A 15,925-nucleotide genomic window follows, 5' to 3' on the forward strand; every position below is an offset into this window, starting at 1 on the left:
CTTGCACAATGGAGCCATGTCAGTCCGCCCGACGTCGCTCGAGACCCTCGCCGTTGCTGCCGGACGGCCGGCCCACGAACCAGGTGGTCCCCTGAACACACCCATCACGCTGGCGACCGCCCTCGTTCCCGGTGGCGCCTCGGAGTACACCCGGCACGGGCACCCGGGCTGGGAGGCGTTCGAGGAGGCGGTCGGCGCGCTCGAGGGCGGCAACGCCGTCTCCTTCGGATCGGGCATGGCGGCGACCGTCGCGGTGCTGGAGCTCCTGCCGGTCGGCGCCAAGGTGGTCGCGGCCGACGGCAGCTACTACGGCACGACCGTCGAGCTCGAGCGGCGGGCGCGTCGCGGCCTGATCAAGCTCGAGCTCGTCGACGTGACCGACACCGAGGCCGTCATCGCCGCCGCTGCGGACGCGGCGATGGTCTGGCTCGAGTCACCGACCAACCCGGCCCTGGACGTCGCCGACATCCGGGCGATCTGTGCCGCGGTCACGGCCGTCGGCACCGCGGTCGTCGTCGACAACACCCTCGCGACGCCGCTGCGCCAGCGCCCGCTCGACCTGGGCGCCGACTTCGTCGTCCACTCGGCGTCCAAGCTCCTCTCGGGCCACAGCGACGTCCTGATGGGTGTCGTCGTGACCCACGACGACCGCGCGGCCCGTGCCCTCGCCACCCGCCGCACGTCGCTGGGCTCCGTACCTGGCTCTCTCGAGGCCTATCTCGCGCTGCGCGGGCTCCGCACGCTGCACGTGCGCCTGGACCGCGCCGAGGACAACGCCACCGAGATCGCGGCGCGCCTGCTGGAGCGCACCGACGTCACCGGCGTCCGCTACCCCGGCTTCGGCACGATGGTCTCGTTCGAGGTCGCCGGCGGCGCCGAGGCGGCGCAGCGCGCCACGGAGGCCAGCGAGGTCGTCGTGCACGCCACGAGCCTCGGAGGCGTCGAGTCGACGTGGGAGCGCCGTCGCCGCCACGCGGGCGAGCCCGCCAACGTGCCGGAGTCCCTGGTCCGCTTGTCGGTCGGCATCGAGAACGTCGAGGACGTCTGGGAGGACATCGCCCGCAGCCTCGACGCGGTCAGCACCGGCGCGCCGGCCGGTGGCGCCCGCCGTGAGCCTCAGCGCACCTCGGGCTGGGTCTGACGCGCGATCATCGCCTTGACCAGCTCGGTCGGGGTGATGACGCCCTGCACGAGCGCGTCGACCGCGTCGACGATCGGCATCTCGATGCCGTGGATCGCTGCGAGCTCCTTGACCGACGTGCAGGACTTCACGCCCTCGGCGACCTGACGCATCTGCGCCGCAGCCTCGTCGACCGTGAGCCCCTGCCCCAGCTTCTCGCCGAAGCTGCGGTTGCGCGAGAGCGGTGACGAGCAGGTCGCGACGAGGTCGCCCAGGCCCGCGAGACCCGCGAACGTCATGGGATCTGCGCCGAGCGCGGCACCCAGGCGGCCCGTCTCGGCCAGTCCGCGCGTAATGATCGAGGCCTTGGCGTTGTCGCCGAAGCCGAGGCCCACGGCGACGCCGACCGCGAGGCCGATGATGTTCTTGGTCGTGCCGCCCAGCTCGCACCCCACCACGTCGGTGTTGGTGTAGGGACGGAACGCCGCCGAGTGGCAGATCGACTGCAGCCGCAGGGCGGTCTCCTCGTCCGCGCACGCCACGACGCTGGCGGCGGGCTCGCGCATCGCGATCTCGCGGGCCAGGTTGGGCCCGCTGACGACGGCGATGCGCTCCGGGCCCGCCCCGGTGAGCTCGGCGATGACCTCGCTCATGCGCAGGTGGGTGCCGAGCTCGACACCCTTCATCAGGCTCACGAACACGGCGTCGCCGGGCACGTGGGAACCCCAGTCGGTCAGGTTCGAGCGCAGCTGCTGCGACGGAACCGCGAGCACGACGACCTCGGCGCCGGCCAGGACCTCCGCCGCGTCGGAGGAGGCCGTGATGACCTCCGGCAGCACGATCCCCGGCAAGTAGTCCGGGTTCTCGTGGGTCGAGGAGATCGCCTCGCACAGTTCGGTGCGCCGCCCCCAGATCCGCACCTCGTTGCCGGCGTCGGCCAGGACCAGCGCGAACGCCGTCCCCCAGGATCCTGCTCCCATGACCGCGATCGATGCCATCAGTGCTCCTCGGTGCTGGTGTTCGTGGGGGGTGAGTAGTTGGTGCGCGGCTTCTCGAGCGTGTGCACGTCGACCCGGGGGCCGGCGGGCAGCTCGCCGCGGATCTCGCCGACGAGCGCCGTGAGCGCGTCGACGAGCCGGTCGGTCGCCTCGTGGAGCAGCTTCTCGGTGAGCTCCTGGCCCTCCAGGTCGGACAGGTCGACGGGGTCGCCGACGCGGACGTGGATCGTCTTGCGCGGGAGGAACCGGAACCGCTTGGAGTACGGCCACAGGATGTCCTGCGCACCCCACTGCGCGAGCGGCACGAGCGGACGGCCGCTGGCCAGCGCGACCCGCACGGCCCCCGTGCGTCCCGACATCGGCCACAGCGCGGGATCGCGCGTGATCGTGCCCTCGGGGTAGATCGTGACGACCTGGCCCGCCTCGACGGCCGCCGTGGCGGCGGCCAGGGACTCCGCAGCGCCAACCGTGCTGCGGTAGACCGGGATCTGCTCGGCCCCCCGGAGGATGCCGCCCACGACCTTGACGTCGAACAGCGTGTCCTTCGCGAGGAAGCGCGGGGTGACCCCGTGGTCGACCATGAAGTGCGAGATCAGGATGGGGTCGAGGTGCGAGATGTGGTTCGGGGCGAGCACGTAGCCGCCGGTCGGAAGCTTCTCGGCACCGCGCCAGTCACGCCGCGTGATCCGCATCAGGAACGGGTGCAGGAGGCGAACCACCCACCGCGTCGTGCGCGGCATGTTCGTCCACCTGCCCATGGATCAACACTAGTACGTCGTCGCACGAACATGACGCTGGTCACTCTCCGGAGGTCCCCACGGCCGCACGCTCGGCACCAGCGTCGGCAGCAGGCTGGCCAGGACCAGCACCGCCGCTGCCGTCAGGAACGCCGCCGGGAAACCGGCCCGTGCCGCGACCATCCCGGTCACTGCGGCACCGCAGGCCTGCCCGAGCACCAGGACCACGAACAGCAGCGAGGTCCCGACGGGCGAACGCGCGGGGTCGATCCTGGACGTCCAGGCGATGAGCACGCCGGTGGCGGCCGTGAACCCCCAGCCGAAGAGCCCGCACGCGACGAGGGCGATCACCGCCGCCTGCGGGGCGACGGCCAGTGCTGCCGATCCGCCGGCCGCGGCCAAGGTCGTCAGCGCCCAGGACCGCGCTGGGCCGAGGCGGCCGAGGGCCCACGTCGTCCCGATCACCACTGCTCCGCCGACGCCGAGGGCAACCCAGGCCAGCACCGACGAGCGATGGCTCGCTCCGGCGTCGGTCAGGAGGGTCCTGCCGTAGTTCCAGACCGCTGCCGACCCGGCCCCCATCGCGAACGCCGCGACGACGAGGTGGCGGTGCGCGCGGAACCACGACCGGCCGGGCGGGCTCGGCACGTCCTCGTCGCGGACGGGGTGGGCCTGCCCGCGGTCGAGCCTCAGGACCGCCGCGGTCACGGCGAGCGCAAGACCGGCCACCAGGAGCCACGCGATCCGCCACTGCGGAAGCAGCACGAGGGCCAGCAGCCCGGCGACGACCAGCCCTGCGCCCGTGCCGGAGTTCACGGTCGACTGCGCCCGGTCCTGCCGGTCGGGGGCGATGTTGAGCGCGACGAGCCGGACGAGCGCGGGCGAGGCGAGGCCGGCAGCAGCGGAGCCGACGACGCAGGACACGGCGAACACCGGGACGCCGGGTGCCGCAGCCATGCCGAGGGACCCGATCGCGGCGCACGCCCCGGCTGCGACCACCACGGCGCGCGGACGACTCGCGCCGAGGAAGCCGGCCACGGCCCCCAGGCAGTAGGCCCCCGACGCCCCGGAGGCGACGTAGCCGGCCGTCGACGTGCCGAGTCCCAGGTCGGCCTGGACGTCGGGGAGGAAGAGTCCGTAGGCGAGTCGCACGAGGCCGTACGTGACGGCGATGAGTCCGGTGCCGGCCGCGATGAGACCGGTCGACCGGCTCGCGCCAAACAATAACGTGCGTTTCACTTTTGCGAGTCTAGGCTGTCCCCATGGTGCTGCGCACGTCGACCGAGGCACGGATCCTCGATGCCGCCGACGAGCTGTTCTTCACCCACGGCATCAGCGCGACGCCGATCGACGCCGTCATCGCCCGGGCCGGGGTCTCCCCCGCGACGCTCTACCGCGGCTACGCGAGCAAGGAGGCGCTGGTCGCCGCCGCGCTGGGCCGACGTCACGACCGGTGGGTGGAGGTCTGGCAGGAGGCGGTCGATCGTCACACCTCGCCCGAGGGTCGACTGCTCGCGGTCTTCGACGCGCTGGAGGAGTTCCGGGCCCGGCCCGACGGCGCACGCTGGTGCGCCTTCCTCGGGTCGGCGGCCGAGCACGCGGACGGCCCGGCCGAGATCACGCAGGCCGTCGCCCAGGACACCGAGGCGCTCCGATCACGGCTCGCCCGGCTCGCCGAGGCCGTCGATGCCCCGTCGGCGACGGACCTCGCCGACGACCTGCTCCTGCTGGTGACGGGCTACCTCGCCATGCGCCTGCGGGACGACACCCACACCACGGCGCGCGCCCGCGCGATCGCGGCCGTCCTGGTCGCCGGTGCGACGGACGTCAGTCGGGCCACTGCCGACGCAGCCGGCGGTGACGGTGCGCGAACAGCGCCGCCAAGACGCGCGGTGCGAGCGGACGGAGCGCGGCCCGCGGGGTGAACGTCACGACGTCGCTGACCCGGCACGCGTGGTCGTCGACCGGGTCGACGATGCGCTCGTGCTGCCAGACCGGCGAGCTGAACATCCGCGACCGCTCCAGGAAGCGGCGCCCCGGCTCGAGCTCGACGATCGAGATGTCGTCGTAGTCGACCGGAACCACGCCGAACAGCCGGATCCACGACTTCCCGAGGTGCACGACGGGTTCCACCGAGCCCAGGTCGAGGTCGTCGGCGCCCGCAGGGACGGACATCGTCATCCACGGACGCAGCTCGGCGTTAATGCCGTCGGCGGTCGTGACGCGGTCCCAGACCACCTGCGCCGGCACGGGCAGCAGCGACTCGTGCCGGACGACACAGGTGGCCATCAGGGGGTCCTCGAGGACGTCAGAGCGTGGCGGGCTTGAACGCGAGGCGGCGCGCCTCGTAGGCCTCGATGTCGCTCTCGTGCGACAGCGTGATCGCGACGTCGTCCAGACCCTCGAGCAGGCGCCAGCGGGTGTAGTCGTCGATCGTGAAGGAGTCCTCGATGCGGTCGACGCCCTCGCCCGCGCTGACCGTGCGGCTCTCGAGGTCGACCGTGACCTGGGCGCCGGGGTTGGCCTCGACGTGGTCCCAGAGCGCCTGGACGACCTTCTCGTCGACCTCGGCCGCGAGCAGGCCCGCCTTGCCCGAGTTGCCGCGGAAGATGTCGCCGAAGCGCGAGCTGATGACGGCCTTGAAGCCGTAGTTCTGCAGCGCCCACACGGCGTGCTCGCGCGACGAGCCGGTGCCGAAGTCGGGGCCGGCGATCAGCACGGTCGACGCTGCGTAGACCGGCTGGTTCAGCACGAACTCGGGGTCGTTGCGCCAGGCGGCGAACAGCCCGTCCTCGAAGCCCGAGCGCGTGACGCGCTTGAGGTAGACGGCCGGGATGATCTGGTCGGTGTCGACGTTGCTGCGGCGCAGCGGGGCGGCGACGCCGGTGTGCGAGGTGAACTTGTCCATGATTCAGGCTCCCGTCGAGCTCAGGGCGGGCAGGTCGGACGGTGCCGCGAGGTGGCCGAGCACGGCCGTGGCCGCGGCGACCTCGGGCGAGACCAGGTGGGTGCGGCCCCCCTTGCCCTGGCGGCCCTCGAAGTTGCGGTTCGAGGTCGAGGCGCTGCGCTCACCGGGGGTCAGCGTGTCGGGGTTCATGCCCAGGCACATCGAGCAGCCCGCGCCGCGCCACTCGGCGCCAGCCTCCTTGAAGACGAGGTCGAGCCCCTCCTCCTCGGCCTGAAGGCGGACCCGGACCGAGCCGGGCACGACCAGCACGCGCGTGTTGTCGGCGACCGTGCGGCCCTTGATGATGTCGGCGACGACCCGCAGGTCCTCCATGCGGCCGTTGGTGCACGAGCCGATGAAGACCGTGTCGACGTCGATCTCGCGCATCGGGGTGCCGGCGGTCAGGCCCATGTACTCCAGCGCCCGCTCGGCGGCGACGCGCTCGTTGGCGTCCTCGATCTCGGACGGAACCGGGACCGAGCCCGACAGCGCCACGCCCTGGCCCGGGTTGGTGCCCCAGGTGACGAACGGCGTCACGGTGGACGCGTCGATCGTGACGACCTTGTCGAAGTGCGCGTCGTCGTCGGTGACCAGGCTCTTCCAGTACGCCACGGCCTCGTCCCACTGCTCGCCCTGCGGCGCGTGGGCGCGGCCCTGCAGGTAGGCGAAGGTGGTCTCGTCCGGCGCGATGAGGCCCGCCTTGGCGCCCCACTCGATGCTCATGTTGCAGATCGTCATGCGGGCTTCCATCGACAGCTGTCGGATGGCCTCGCCGCGGTACTCCACGATGTAGCCCTGGCCGCCACCGGTGGTCTCCTGCGTGATGAGCGCGAGGATCAGGTCCTTCGCGGTCGAGCCCGGGGGCAGCTCGCCGACGACGTCGACGGCCATCATCTTGGGCTTGGCCTGCGACAGCGACTGCGTGGCGAGCACGTGCTCGACCTCGCTCGTGCCGATGCCGAAGGCGATCGACCCGAAGGCGCCGTGGGTCGAGGTGTGCGAGTCGCCGCACACGATCGTCATGCCGGGCTGGGTCAGGCCGAGCTGCGGGCCGACGACGTGGACGATGCCCTGGTCGATGTCACCCATGGGGTGCAGCCGGACGCCGAACTCCTCGGCGTTGCGCCGCAGCGTCTCGACCTGCGTGCGCGAGACCAGGTCGGCGATCGGCTTGTCGAGGTCGGTCGTCGGGATGTTGTGGTCCTCGGTGGCGAGCGTCAGGTCGGGCCGGCGCACCGGACGCCCGGACAGGCGCAGGCCGTCGAAGGCCTGCGGGCTCGTGACCTCGTGGATGAGGTGGAGGTCGATGAAGAGGAGGTCGGGTTCACCCGCGGCGCTTCGGACGACGTGGTCGTCCCAGATCTTCTCTGCCAGAGTCCTGCCCATCACAACCGCTCCTTCGATCTTGCTGGTGTCGTGTCTCGGTTCTTGGCGCATCATTGACCTGACCGCCACCGCGAGGTCCGTGCAGGGTGGGCTTACCCACGCTTGCGTCTCACGATTCGATACGGCAGTATCAAGACATGGACAACTCTAGCGGAGTCGGCGTTCTCGACAAAGCCGCTGTCGTGCTGGCAGCCCTGGAGCCGGGCCCCGCGACGCTCGCCGGGCTCGTCGCCGCCACGGGCCTGGCACGCCCCACCGCGCACCGACTCGCTGTCGCGCTGGAGCACCACCGCCTGGTCGCCCGCGACATGCAGGGCCGCTTCATCCTCGGCCCGCGTCTCGGCGAGCTCGCCTCGGCCGCCGGCGAGGACCGCCTGCTCGCCGCCGCCGGCCCCGTCCTCGCGCGCCTGCGCGACATCACGGGCGAGTCCGCCCAGCTCTTCCGCCGCCAGGGCGAGCACCGGGTGTGCGTCGCCGCGGCCGACCGACCCACCGGACTGCGCGACTCGATCCCGGTCGGCAGCCAGCTGACGATGACGGGCGGCTCGGCCGCCCAGGTGCTGCTCTCGTGGGAGGACCCGGAGCGCATGAACAAGGGCCTGCTCAAGGCCACCTTCTCGGCGGCCGAGCTGGCGGCGGTCCGCCGTCGCGGCTGGGCGCAGAGCGTCGGCGAGCGCGAGAGCGGCGTCGGCTCGGTGTCGGCACCCGTGCGCTCACCCTCCGGCAAGGTCGTCGCGGCCGTGTCGGTCTCGGGTCCCCTGGAGCGCCTGACCCGCCAGCCCGGACGCATGCACGCCCCGGCGGTCGTGGCCGCGGGCGAGCGTCTCTCGCAGAGCCTGCGTCGCGGTCTCTGACCCGGAGGCCAGAGACCGCGACGTCGGTCAGGCCAGCTCGGTGAGGAGCTGCGCCTTGGTCTTGCGCGAGTAGCCCGCGACACCCTTGCGGCGCGCCTCGGCGCGCAGCTGTGTCACGGTCCAGTCGGCGCTCGGCGTGGCGCTCGTCGCCGACGACGCGGGCGCCGCCGGCGCGGCCTTCTTCGCGGGCGCCTTCTTCGCGGCGGGCTTCTTCGCGGGCGCCTTCTTGGCAGCGGGCTTCTTGGTCGTCGCGCGGGTCACGGCCTCGCGGGCGTCGCGGGCAGCGGCGGCGACGCGGGAGCCGGCCTTCTCGGCGGCGTCCTCGACGGCGTCCTCGATGTCGTCAGCGGCGTCCTCGACCTTGGCGGCGAAGCGCTTGGCATCGTCGGCAGCCTTCTTGGCGACCTTCTTGGCCTTGTCCTTGTACTTGCCGGCCTCCGACTTGTAGGAGTCGGCGAGGGACTTGTACTTCTTGACGTCGACCTTCCGCTCCTCGAGCTTGGCCTCGAGCCGGTCGATCGTCTTCTCGTACTTCTTGATCTGCGCCTTCAGCTCGGCGACGACGCTGTCGGTCGCGGACTTCTTCTTCGCCATGACTCTCCTCGGTGTGTTCCGGTTGCACCCATGGTGCCGTACTCGGGTGAACGACGAGTGTGCGTCCTGAGGCGCGACACGGGTCAGAACAGGCCGGGTCGCTCCAGGTCGAGCAGGATCTGCTTGCGCTCGATGCCGCCGGCGTAGCCCGTGAGCGTGCCGTTGGAGCCGATGACGCGGTGGCAGGGGACGACGACCGGGATCGGGTTGGCGCCGTTGGCCGCGCCAACGGCCCGGGAGACGACGGGCTCGTAGCCGAGGCGGGCCGCGATCTCGCCGTACGTCACCGTCTCGCCGAAGGGGATGCGACGCAGCTCGCCCCACACCTTCTGCTGGAACTCGGTGCCGTCGTTGGCGAGCGGCAGGTCGAAGTCCTTCCGCTCCCCCGCGAAGTACTCGGTGAGCTGCTGCTCGGTGGCGTCGAGCACGGGATCCGCGACGCGGGAGCCCCGCACCTCGGCGCCGAACTCGATCGCGGTCAGCAGCCCGGCGGACGTGTGGAGGCGGAGTCCGCCGATCGGTGAATCCATCCATCGCGTGCTCATGCAGGCATCCTCTCGGGTCGGGTGGCGGCACGCCAGAGGTGCATGCCGGCGTAGGACCGCCACGGCGCCCAGCGGGCGGCGTCGGCGGCGGTGACGTGGCGGCGCTCGAGCTCACGGCGGAGCACGAGGTCGGAGCTCAGAAGGACGTCGGGGTCGCCGAGACCTCGCATCAGGACGTAGTCGGCGGTCCAGGGACCGATCCCCGGCAGGGCCACCAGCGCGGCACGGGTCGCCGCGCGGTCGGCCCCGGCCGAGAGATCGAGGTCGCCCGCCACGACGGCAGCGGCCAGGGTCGCGACCGCTCGGCCCCTCGACCGGGGCATCGGCAGGGTCTCCGGATCGAGGCCGGCCAGGGCCTCGGCCGACGGGAAGAGCCGGGTCAGGCCGTGCTCGGAGGCCAGCGCGAGGTCGACGGCGTCGCCCTCCTGAGCGACGAGGCGTCCGAGGACCGTGCGGGCGCCGGCGACCGAGACCTGCTGGCCGACCACGGTGCGCACCGCCACCTCGACCCCGTCGAACCCGCCGGGCAGCCGCATGCCGGGCACCTCGGCGACGAGGTCGGCGAGTTCGGGGTCGGCCGCCAGGACCTCGTCGATCGCGACCGGGTCGGCGTCGAGGTCGAGCAGGCGGCGGGCGCGCTCGACCGCGACGGCGGTGTCGCGCAGGTCCGCCAGCTCGAGCCGGGCGACGACGTGGTCGTCCGCCGGGGTCAGCTCGACCACCCCCACCCCGTGCGGGAGGCGGACGAGGCGGGCGTAGGTGCCGCCGCGGACCGCCTCGAGGCCGGGCACGGCGTGGTCGTCGAGGAACTGCAGGATTCCGGCGCCGTCGAACGGTCGGCGGACCGCGAGCCGCAGGGTCAGATGACCACCGGCGGTGCCCGGGGTGCGGCGTGCGCGCAAGGCCGACGGGGTCGTGTCGTAGACCTCGCGGATCGTGTCGTTGAACTGCCGCACCGACGCGAAGCCGGCCGCATGGGCGACGTCGGCCATCGAGAGTGCCGTGGTCTCGACCAGGATCCGCGCCGTGTGGGCCCGCGCTCCGCGGGCGAGGGCCAGCGGGCCGACGCCGAGCTCCGCCGTGAGCATGCGGTGCACCTGGCGGCTGCTGTAGCCGAGCCGCTCGGCCAGGCCCTCCACGCCGTCGCGCTCGACGACCCCGTCGCGGATCAGGCGGACGGCCCGGCCGACGGCGTCGGCGCGGTGGTCCCACTCCGGCGAGCCGGGCACGGTGTCGGGGCGGCAGCGGCGGCAGGCCCGGAAGCCGGCACCGTGCGCCGCGGCCGACGACCGGTAGAACACGACGTTCTCGCTGCGCGGGGTGACCGCGGGGCACGACGGCCGGCAGTAGATGCCGGTCGTGCGCACCGCCGTGAAGAACACCCCGTCGAACCGCGCGTCGCGCGAGCGCACGGCGCGGTAGCGCTGCTCGTGGAGCGGGTCGGTCTCCTGCGTCGCTGCCGGGGTCATGACTCCATCATGCGTCGCCCCACCCACGAAGTCTGGCGGGTTTCGGACACGACCGTCAGCGCTGGTTCGGCGACTCCTTGCGTCGCAGCTGCACGTTCGCGGTGGACTTGTCGATCTCGAACAGATCGATCTCCTCGAGCAGCGTGATCAGCTTCGCGTAGCCGTAGTTGCGCGGCTCGAAGGACGACTGGTTGCGCACCTGCTTGCCCACGGCGGACAGCGTGGCCCAGCCGTGGTCGTCGGCGTCGGAGTCGACCGCGGCCCGCAACATCTGCACGAGGCGGGAGTTTCCGCGCATCTCGCTGCCGCTCATCCGCGTGCCGCCCGTGCGCTTCTCGGGGCGCTCCTGGTCGGCTTCCTCGCCGCCGATGCGCTCGAGGTAGACGAAGCGCGTGCAGGCGTTGACGAAGGCGGCGGGCGTCTTCTCCTGGCCGAAGCCGAGGACCGTCGCGCCAGACTGGCGCAGGCGCATGACGAGCGGGGTGAAGTCGGCGTCGCTCGAGACGATCGCGAAGCCCTGGGCGCTGCCGCTGGCCAGGATGTCCATCGCGTCGATGACCATCGCGATGTCGGAGGCGTTCTTGCCCTTGGTGTAGGCGAACTGCTGGATCGGCGCGATCGCGTATTCCTGCAGGACCTTGGCCCACGGGCCGATCGTCGCGTTGGTCCAGTCGCCGTAGGCCCGTCGCACGTGCGCGACCCCGACCGTGGCCACCTCGCTCAGGATCGCGTCGATCTTCTTCGCGGGCGCATTGTCGGCGTCGATCAGGACGGCGATCCGAGACTCTTCCATTCCCCGGACGCTACAGGTGACTCACCGCGCGGGCGCGCGCCGCGCAGGCGTCCCCCACGCACTCCCCCAGATTTGCGCACCTACTCGGCGCCCGAGGGCCGAGTCTGCCGAACAACTGCACACATCTGGTGGGGTCAGAGCGCGGCTCGCAGTCGGCCGCCGGATCGGTGGCGCATCTGCTTCGGAGGGACCTGACGACTCCAGTCGTCCATCGCGCCCGCCAGCGGCTGCGGGAGCGGATCGTCGTCACGACCTCGCACGTTCTCCAGCTCGAGCATGACCTCGAGGTGCCTGCGGTCGCCCCGCGCGTCGGGATCCTGGATCCACGCTCGCCGGTAGGCACGCTTGAGCGGATCGCCACGAAGCAGCTGACCGATGACCTCGACCACGAACTGGATCACGTCGCCAGCCTTCCAGATGTGTGCGGGTCAGAGCCAGCGCGAGACACCGCCGTGGCCGGAGCAGGTGCCGCTGCGACTCTGGCTGAAGCTCCAGGTGCCGTCCTTGCACTGAGCCGTGGCACCCGCCGGGGGCGCATCGCTCTCGTAAGGTCTGCACACCGTGTTGCCCGCAGAGTTCTCGTAGGTGCCGTTTGGGCAGCCCGTGGGCGCGGGTGGCGGCGGAGGTGGCGGCTTGTCGACCTTGGTACCCCGCGCGATGACCTCGTTGACGGCCGGCGTCGTGACGACCGCGCTCACCTCGACGCGCGAGGTCTCGACGCCATCGGTGTACGTGACCTCGAAGGTCCGCGTCAGCGTTCCCGGTACGCCGGCAACCGACACCGCGGTGGTCCCGGACTTCAGGTTCGGGTCGTCGACCGTCGACGACGTGTAAGCCACCGACTCGGTCGCAGCCTCGGTGCGCGTCTCGACGACCGGGGTCGGTGAGGGTGACGGGGTCGGCGAGGAAGTGGAGGTGCCGACGAGCGGAACTGGGTCGCCCTCATCGCTCCCGGCGGCGCCTCCACCGATCGCGCCGGCGATTCCCGACGTCAGCACCAGGGCAGCGAAGGCTGCCCCCACCGCCACGAGGGCCTGTCGCGCGGAGGTCTGGGCACGGAACCGCTGCCATGCCATGCCGGTCCGCGTCGTCGGCGGCTCGGCGCGGACCCCCGTCGGCGGCGGAGGTGGAGTGATCGGAAGCGGCGGGAAGATCACCGGCCGTGGCGGCGGAGGCGTGCTTCCGCTCGGAGGCGGAGGAGGCTGGACCATGAGACGACGGTCACACGCCCCGCACAGGATGGAGACAGTTTCGTCGATCATGGCCCGAAGACCACCCACCCGAACTACCTCGCCCGCCAGAGGCAACCCGCGAAAAAGGTAAGACCCCCACCGGGTGGAGCCGATGGGGGTCTTGTAGCCCCGACGGGATTCGAACCCGCGCTACCGCCTTGAGAGGGCGACGTGCTAGGCCGCTACACAACGGGGCCATGACTCAAGCGAGCCATGAGGACCTTCCCCGAGGGGAAGGTTTCGTACCCCGTACCGGATTCGAACCGGCGATCTCCGCCTTGAGAGGGCGGCGTCATAACCGCTAGACCAACGGGGCGCGGGGTCGGACAAGCCGACCTTAGCTGGGGTACTAGGACTCGAACCTAGAACAACTGAACCAGAATCAGCCGTGTTGCCAATTACACCATACCCCAAGGGGGTATCGAATCCCTCGCTTTCGCAAGGCTTCCGAACCGAGGTGACACTCTACCCGACGTCGCTCCTGGCTCCCAAACCGGTCACGCCTTCGGGCCGTACGCGGCCTGCAGCGCAGCCCGCAACGGCTCCGGCACGGGCGCCTTCGCCAGCGTCTCGGCGTCCACGCACACATGGCGGATCGTGCCCTCGACGACCAGGTCGTCACCGCGACGGATCTCGATCGCGCTCGTGATGGAGGTCGTGCCGATCGCGGCAAGGGTCAGGCCCACGTCGATCAGGTCGTCCGGACGGGCCGAGGAGCGGAAGTCGATCGTGACCGAGCCGACCACCAGGTCGACCCCGTGCTCCGCGACGGCCGCCTCGTAGCTGCCGAACGCCTCGCGCCACAGCTCGGTCAGCGCGACGTCGACGTAGGCGACGTAGTTCGCGTTGAAGACGATGCCCTGCGGGTCGCACTCGTGGAAGCGGACCCGCAGACGGTGCGACCAGGCGCTGGTCACAGGGCGGCCGACAGCCGTGCGAGCGTGCGGGAGCGACCGAGCAGCTCCAGCGACTCGAACAGCGGCGGCGAGATGCGGCTGCCGGTCACGGCGACGCGCACCGGCCCGAAGGCGAGGCGCGGCTTGAGCCCGAGACCCTCGATCAGGGCCGACCGCAGGGCGGCCTCGATCGACGCGGTGTCCCAGGACTCCAGGTCGGTGAGCGCGTCCCGCGCGGCGCGAGCCGTCGCGCGGCCCGACTCGTCGAGGTTCTTCGCCGCGTCGGCCTCGTCGACCACGAAGTGCTCGTCGTCGATGAACAGGAACCGCAGCATGTCGACGGCCTCGCCGAGCTTCGCGATGCGCTCGTGGACCAGCGGGGCCGCGGCCGACAGGAGTGCCGTGGCCTCGTCGGAGACCGGCTCGTGCACCAGCCCGGCCGCCTGGAAGTACGGCACCAGGCGCTGGGCCACGTCCTCGACGTCGAGCAGGCGGATGTGGTCGCCGTTGATCGCCTCGCACTTGGCCAGGTCGAAGCGGCCCGGGTTCGGGTTGACGCGCGAGATCTCGAAGGCCTCGACCATCTCGGCGAGGCTGAAGACGTCCTTCTCGACGCCGTCGACCGCCGGCAGCGACCAGCCGAGCAGCGCGAGGTAGTTGAGCAGGCCCTCGGGCAGGAAGCCCTGCTCGCGGTAGCCCAGGAGGTTCGACTCCGGGTCGCGCTTGGAGAGCTTGCGGTTGCCCGCTCCCGTCACGTACGGCAGGTGGCCGAAGCGCGGCGTCGAGCCGTCGCCGACGCCGATCTGCGCGAACGCCTCGTACAGCGCGATCTGGCGCGGGGTCGAGGAGAGGATGTCCTCGCCGCGCAGCACGTGCGTGATGCCCATCAGCGCGTCGTCGGTGGGGTTGGTCAGCGTGTACAGCGGCTGGCCGTTGGCCCGCACGATGACGAAGTCCTGCACGTTGTCGGCGCCGAACGTGATCGGGCCGCGCACGAGGTCGTCGAAGGTCCAGTCCTTCTCGGGCATCTTGAAGCGGATGACCGGCTTGCGGCCCTCGGCCTCGTACGCCGCCTGCTGCTCCGGCGTCAGGTCGCGGTGCAGGCCGTCGTAGCCGCTCGGCTTGCCGGCCGCGCGGGCCGCGTCGCGACGCTCCTCGAGCTCCTCGGCGGAGTCGTAGGCCTTGTACGCCAGGCCGGCGTCGAGCAGGCGCTGCGCGACGTCGGCGTAGACGTCCATGCGCTCGCTCTGGCGGTACGGCCCGTTGGGGCCGCCCACCTCGACGCCCTCGTCCCAGTCGAGACCCAGCCAGCGCATGACGTCGACCAGGAGGTCGTACGACTCCTGGCTGTCGCGGCTCGCGTCGGTGTCCTCGATGCGGAACACGAAGCGGCCGCCGTGGTGGCGCGCGAAGGCCCAGCTGAACAGCGCGGTGCGAGCCATGCCCACGTGCGGGTTGCCGGTCGGCGAGGGGCAGAACCGCGCGACGACGGGCTTGCTCGGGCCAGGAGCGGGAACAGTGTCAGTCATACGAGACCACCTGGTTGACGAGGGTGCCGATGCCGGCGACCGTCACCGCGACGGTGTCGCCGACGACCATCGGGCCGACGCCCTCCGGGGTGCCGGTCAGGATGACGTCGCCGGGCAGCAGCGTCATGAAGCTGGAGACGTAGGCGACGATCGCGGGCACGTCGAAGACCATGTCGGCCGTGGTGCCGTCCTGGGTGGTCTCGCCGTTGAGCGTCGTGCGGACCCGCAGGTTCGAGGTGTCGAGGTTGGTCTCGATCCACGGCCCCAGCGGGCAGAAGGTGTCGTAGCCCTTCGCGCGGGCCCACTGACCGTCGGACTTCTGCAGGTCGCGCGCCGTCACGTCGTTCGCGACGGTGTAGCCGAAGATGACCTTCGCGGCGTCCTCGGCCGGCACGTCACGGCAGATGCGGCCGATCACGACGGCGAGCTCGCCCTCGAAGTGCAGGTCCTTGGTCGGGCGCGGGTAGACGATCGGGTCGCCGGGGCCGACCACGCTGGTGTTCGGCTTGAGGAAGACCAGCGGCTCGGTCGGCAGGTCGTTGCCGAGCTCGGCCGCGTGGGCGGCGTAGTTCCGCCCGATGCCGAGCACCTTGCTGCGGGGGATGACCGGCGCGAGCAGGCGCACGTCCTCCAGGGCGACCTTCTGCCCGGTCAGCTCGATCCCCGCGTACAGCGGGTCTCCCTTGAGCACCGCGATCGTGGGGGTGCCGTCCTCCTCCCCCACGACGCCGAACTGGGGATCGTCATCTCCGGCAAATCTCGCAATACGCACGAGGTCGAGCCTAGCGGCGCTCCAGCAGGCGAGACGCGCCGCGCCGTTCTGGA

The 15,925-nt window shown here is 71.6% G+C and carries 18 protein-coding genes and 3 tRNA genes; 3 read left to right on the forward strand and 18 right to left on the reverse strand.

Features of this window, described 5'->3' with window-relative positions; all coding sequences use genetic code 11:
• Positions 1-16 precede the first annotated feature (16 nt).
• Positions 17-1,141, forward strand: coding sequence for a trans-sulfuration enzyme family protein (locus ABD127_RS08025; RefSeq protein ID WP_344199734.1), 1,125 nt, complete (start codon positions 17-19; stop codon positions 1,139-1,141).
• On the opposite strand, the gene ABD127_RS08030 is transcribed toward ABD127_RS08025, so the two are convergent.
• Genes ABD127_RS08030 through ABD127_RS08040 form a run of 3 tightly spaced genes read right to left on the reverse strand, consistent with a single transcriptional unit; the run spans position 1,117 to position 4,094 of the window.
• Complete coding sequence (locus tag ABD127_RS08030) at positions 1,117-2,118, reverse strand: NAD(P)H-dependent glycerol-3-phosphate dehydrogenase (RefSeq protein ID WP_344199737.1); 1,002 nt, start codon at positions 2,116-2,118, stop codon at positions 1,117-1,119. The two genes, ABD127_RS08025 and ABD127_RS08030, sit on opposite strands and share 25 nt — an antisense overlap.
• Positions 2,118-2,876 (reverse strand): lysophospholipid acyltransferase family protein, encoded by a 759-nt coding sequence (locus ABD127_RS08035; protein WP_344199740.1) that lies wholly within the window; start codon positions 2,874-2,876, stop codon positions 2,118-2,120. Before ABD127_RS08035 ends, ABD127_RS08030 begins: the two co-directional genes overlap by 1 nt.
• Positions 2,877-2,885: 9 nt before the next feature.
• A complete protein-coding gene (locus tag ABD127_RS08040; protein ID WP_344199743.1) occupies positions 2,886-4,094 on the reverse strand; it encodes an MFS transporter in 1,209 nt (402 codons plus the stop codon).
• Between the two features lie 23 nt (positions 4,095-4,117).
• Between ABD127_RS08040 and ABD127_RS08045 the strand changes: the two genes are divergently transcribed.
• Entirely contained in the window at positions 4,118-4,780 is a 663-nt protein-coding gene (locus ABD127_RS08045) for a TetR/AcrR family transcriptional regulator (RefSeq protein ID WP_344199745.1), read from the forward strand.
• Here ABD127_RS08045 and ABD127_RS08050 read toward each other — a convergent pair.
• The 3 genes from ABD127_RS08050 to leuC are packed head-to-tail and all read right to left on the reverse strand — an operon-like array spanning position 4,683 to position 7,188.
• Positions 4,683-5,144, reverse strand: coding sequence for a hypothetical protein (locus ABD127_RS08050; protein WP_344199748.1), 462 nt, complete (start codon positions 5,142-5,144; stop codon positions 4,683-4,685). The two genes, ABD127_RS08045 and ABD127_RS08050, sit on opposite strands and share 98 nt — an antisense overlap.
• A 19-nt stretch (positions 5,145-5,163) precedes the next feature.
• Positions 5,164-5,763 carry a 3-isopropylmalate dehydratase small subunit gene (leuD, locus tag ABD127_RS08055; RefSeq protein WP_344199751.1) on the reverse strand — a complete coding sequence of 200 codons (600 nt, stop codon included), beginning with the start codon at positions 5,761-5,763 and terminating at the stop codon, positions 5,164-5,166.
• Between the two features lie 3 nt (positions 5,764-5,766).
• Positions 5,767-7,188, reverse strand: a complete 1,422-nt coding sequence (gene leuC, locus ABD127_RS08060) for a 3-isopropylmalate dehydratase large subunit (RefSeq protein WP_344199754.1) — start codon at positions 7,186-7,188, stop codon at positions 5,767-5,769.
• Between the two features lie 137 nt (positions 7,189-7,325).
• On the opposite strand from leuC, the gene ABD127_RS08065 reads away from it, so the two are divergent.
• Complete coding sequence (locus tag ABD127_RS08065) at positions 7,326-8,042, forward strand: IclR family transcriptional regulator (protein ID WP_344199757.1); 717 nt, start codon at positions 7,326-7,328, stop codon at positions 8,040-8,042.
• Positions 8,043-8,069: 27 nt separating this feature from the next.
• Here ABD127_RS08065 and ABD127_RS08070 read toward each other — a convergent pair whose 3' ends face one another.
• The 12 genes from ABD127_RS08070 to ABD127_RS08125 all read right to left on the reverse strand — a co-directional run bounded on the left by ABD127_RS08070 (position 8,070) and on the right by ABD127_RS08125 (position 15,872).
• The gene (locus tag ABD127_RS08070; protein WP_344199759.1) at positions 8,070-8,636 is read right to left on the reverse strand and encodes a hypothetical protein; all 567 of its coding nucleotides are present in this window, start codon (positions 8,634-8,636) and stop codon (positions 8,070-8,072) included.
• A gap of 83 nt (positions 8,637-8,719) precedes the next feature.
• The gene (locus ABD127_RS08075; RefSeq protein WP_344199762.1) at positions 8,720-9,181 is read right to left on the reverse strand and encodes a methylated-DNA--[protein]-cysteine S-methyltransferase; all 462 of its coding nucleotides are present in this window, start codon (positions 9,179-9,181) and stop codon (positions 8,720-8,722) included.
• The gene (locus tag ABD127_RS08080) at positions 9,178-10,650 is read right to left on the reverse strand and encodes an AlkA N-terminal domain-containing protein (protein WP_344199766.1); all 1,473 of its coding nucleotides are present in this window, start codon (positions 10,648-10,650) and stop codon (positions 9,178-9,180) included. Before ABD127_RS08080 ends, ABD127_RS08075 begins: the two co-directional genes overlap by 4 nt.
• A gap of 55 nt (positions 10,651-10,705) precedes the next feature.
• Positions 10,706-11,443 (reverse strand): NYN domain-containing protein, encoded by a 738-nt coding sequence (locus ABD127_RS08085; protein ID WP_344199768.1) that lies wholly within the window; start codon positions 11,441-11,443, stop codon positions 10,706-10,708.
• Between the two features lie 134 nt (positions 11,444-11,577).
• Positions 11,578-11,844 carry a hypothetical protein gene (locus ABD127_RS08090; RefSeq protein WP_344199771.1) on the reverse strand — a complete coding sequence of 89 codons (267 nt, stop codon included), beginning with the start codon at positions 11,842-11,844 and terminating at the stop codon, positions 11,578-11,580.
• Positions 11,845-11,871: 27 nt separating this feature from the next.
• Positions 11,872-12,519 (reverse strand): G5 domain-containing protein, encoded by a 648-nt coding sequence (locus ABD127_RS08095; RefSeq protein ID WP_344199774.1) that lies wholly within the window; start codon positions 12,517-12,519, stop codon positions 11,872-11,874.
• A gap of 280 nt (positions 12,520-12,799) precedes the next feature.
• Positions 12,800-12,872 (reverse strand) — tRNA-Glu (locus ABD127_RS08100).
• A 46-nt stretch (positions 12,873-12,918) separates the two neighbouring features.
• A tRNA-Glu gene (locus tag ABD127_RS08105) sits at positions 12,919-12,991 on the reverse strand.
• Between the two features lie 25 nt (positions 12,992-13,016).
• Positions 13,017-13,088 (reverse strand) — tRNA-Gln (locus tag ABD127_RS08110).
• 84 nt (positions 13,089-13,172) lie between these two features.
• The gene (locus tag ABD127_RS08115; RefSeq protein ID WP_344199776.1) at positions 13,173-13,592 is read right to left on the reverse strand and encodes an acyl-CoA thioesterase; all 420 of its coding nucleotides are present in this window, start codon (positions 13,590-13,592) and stop codon (positions 13,173-13,175) included.
• Complete coding sequence (gltX, locus tag ABD127_RS08120; RefSeq protein WP_344199778.1) at positions 13,589-15,100, reverse strand: glutamate--tRNA ligase; 1,512 nt, start codon at positions 15,098-15,100, stop codon at positions 13,589-13,591. The genes ABD127_RS08115 and gltX overlap by 4 nt, the downstream gene beginning before the upstream one ends.
• The gene (locus ABD127_RS08125; RefSeq protein WP_344199781.1) at positions 15,093-15,872 is read right to left on the reverse strand and encodes a fumarylacetoacetate hydrolase family protein; all 780 of its coding nucleotides are present in this window, start codon (positions 15,870-15,872) and stop codon (positions 15,093-15,095) included. Before ABD127_RS08125 ends, gltX begins: the two co-directional genes overlap by 8 nt.
• Positions 15,873-15,925 lie beyond the last annotated feature (53 nt).

Origin of the sequence: Aeromicrobium alkaliterrae (genome assembly GCF_039529015.1) — a bacterium.
GTDB classification, from domain to species: domain Bacteria; phylum Actinomycetota; class Actinomycetes; order Propionibacteriales; family Nocardioidaceae; genus Aeromicrobium; species Aeromicrobium alkaliterrae.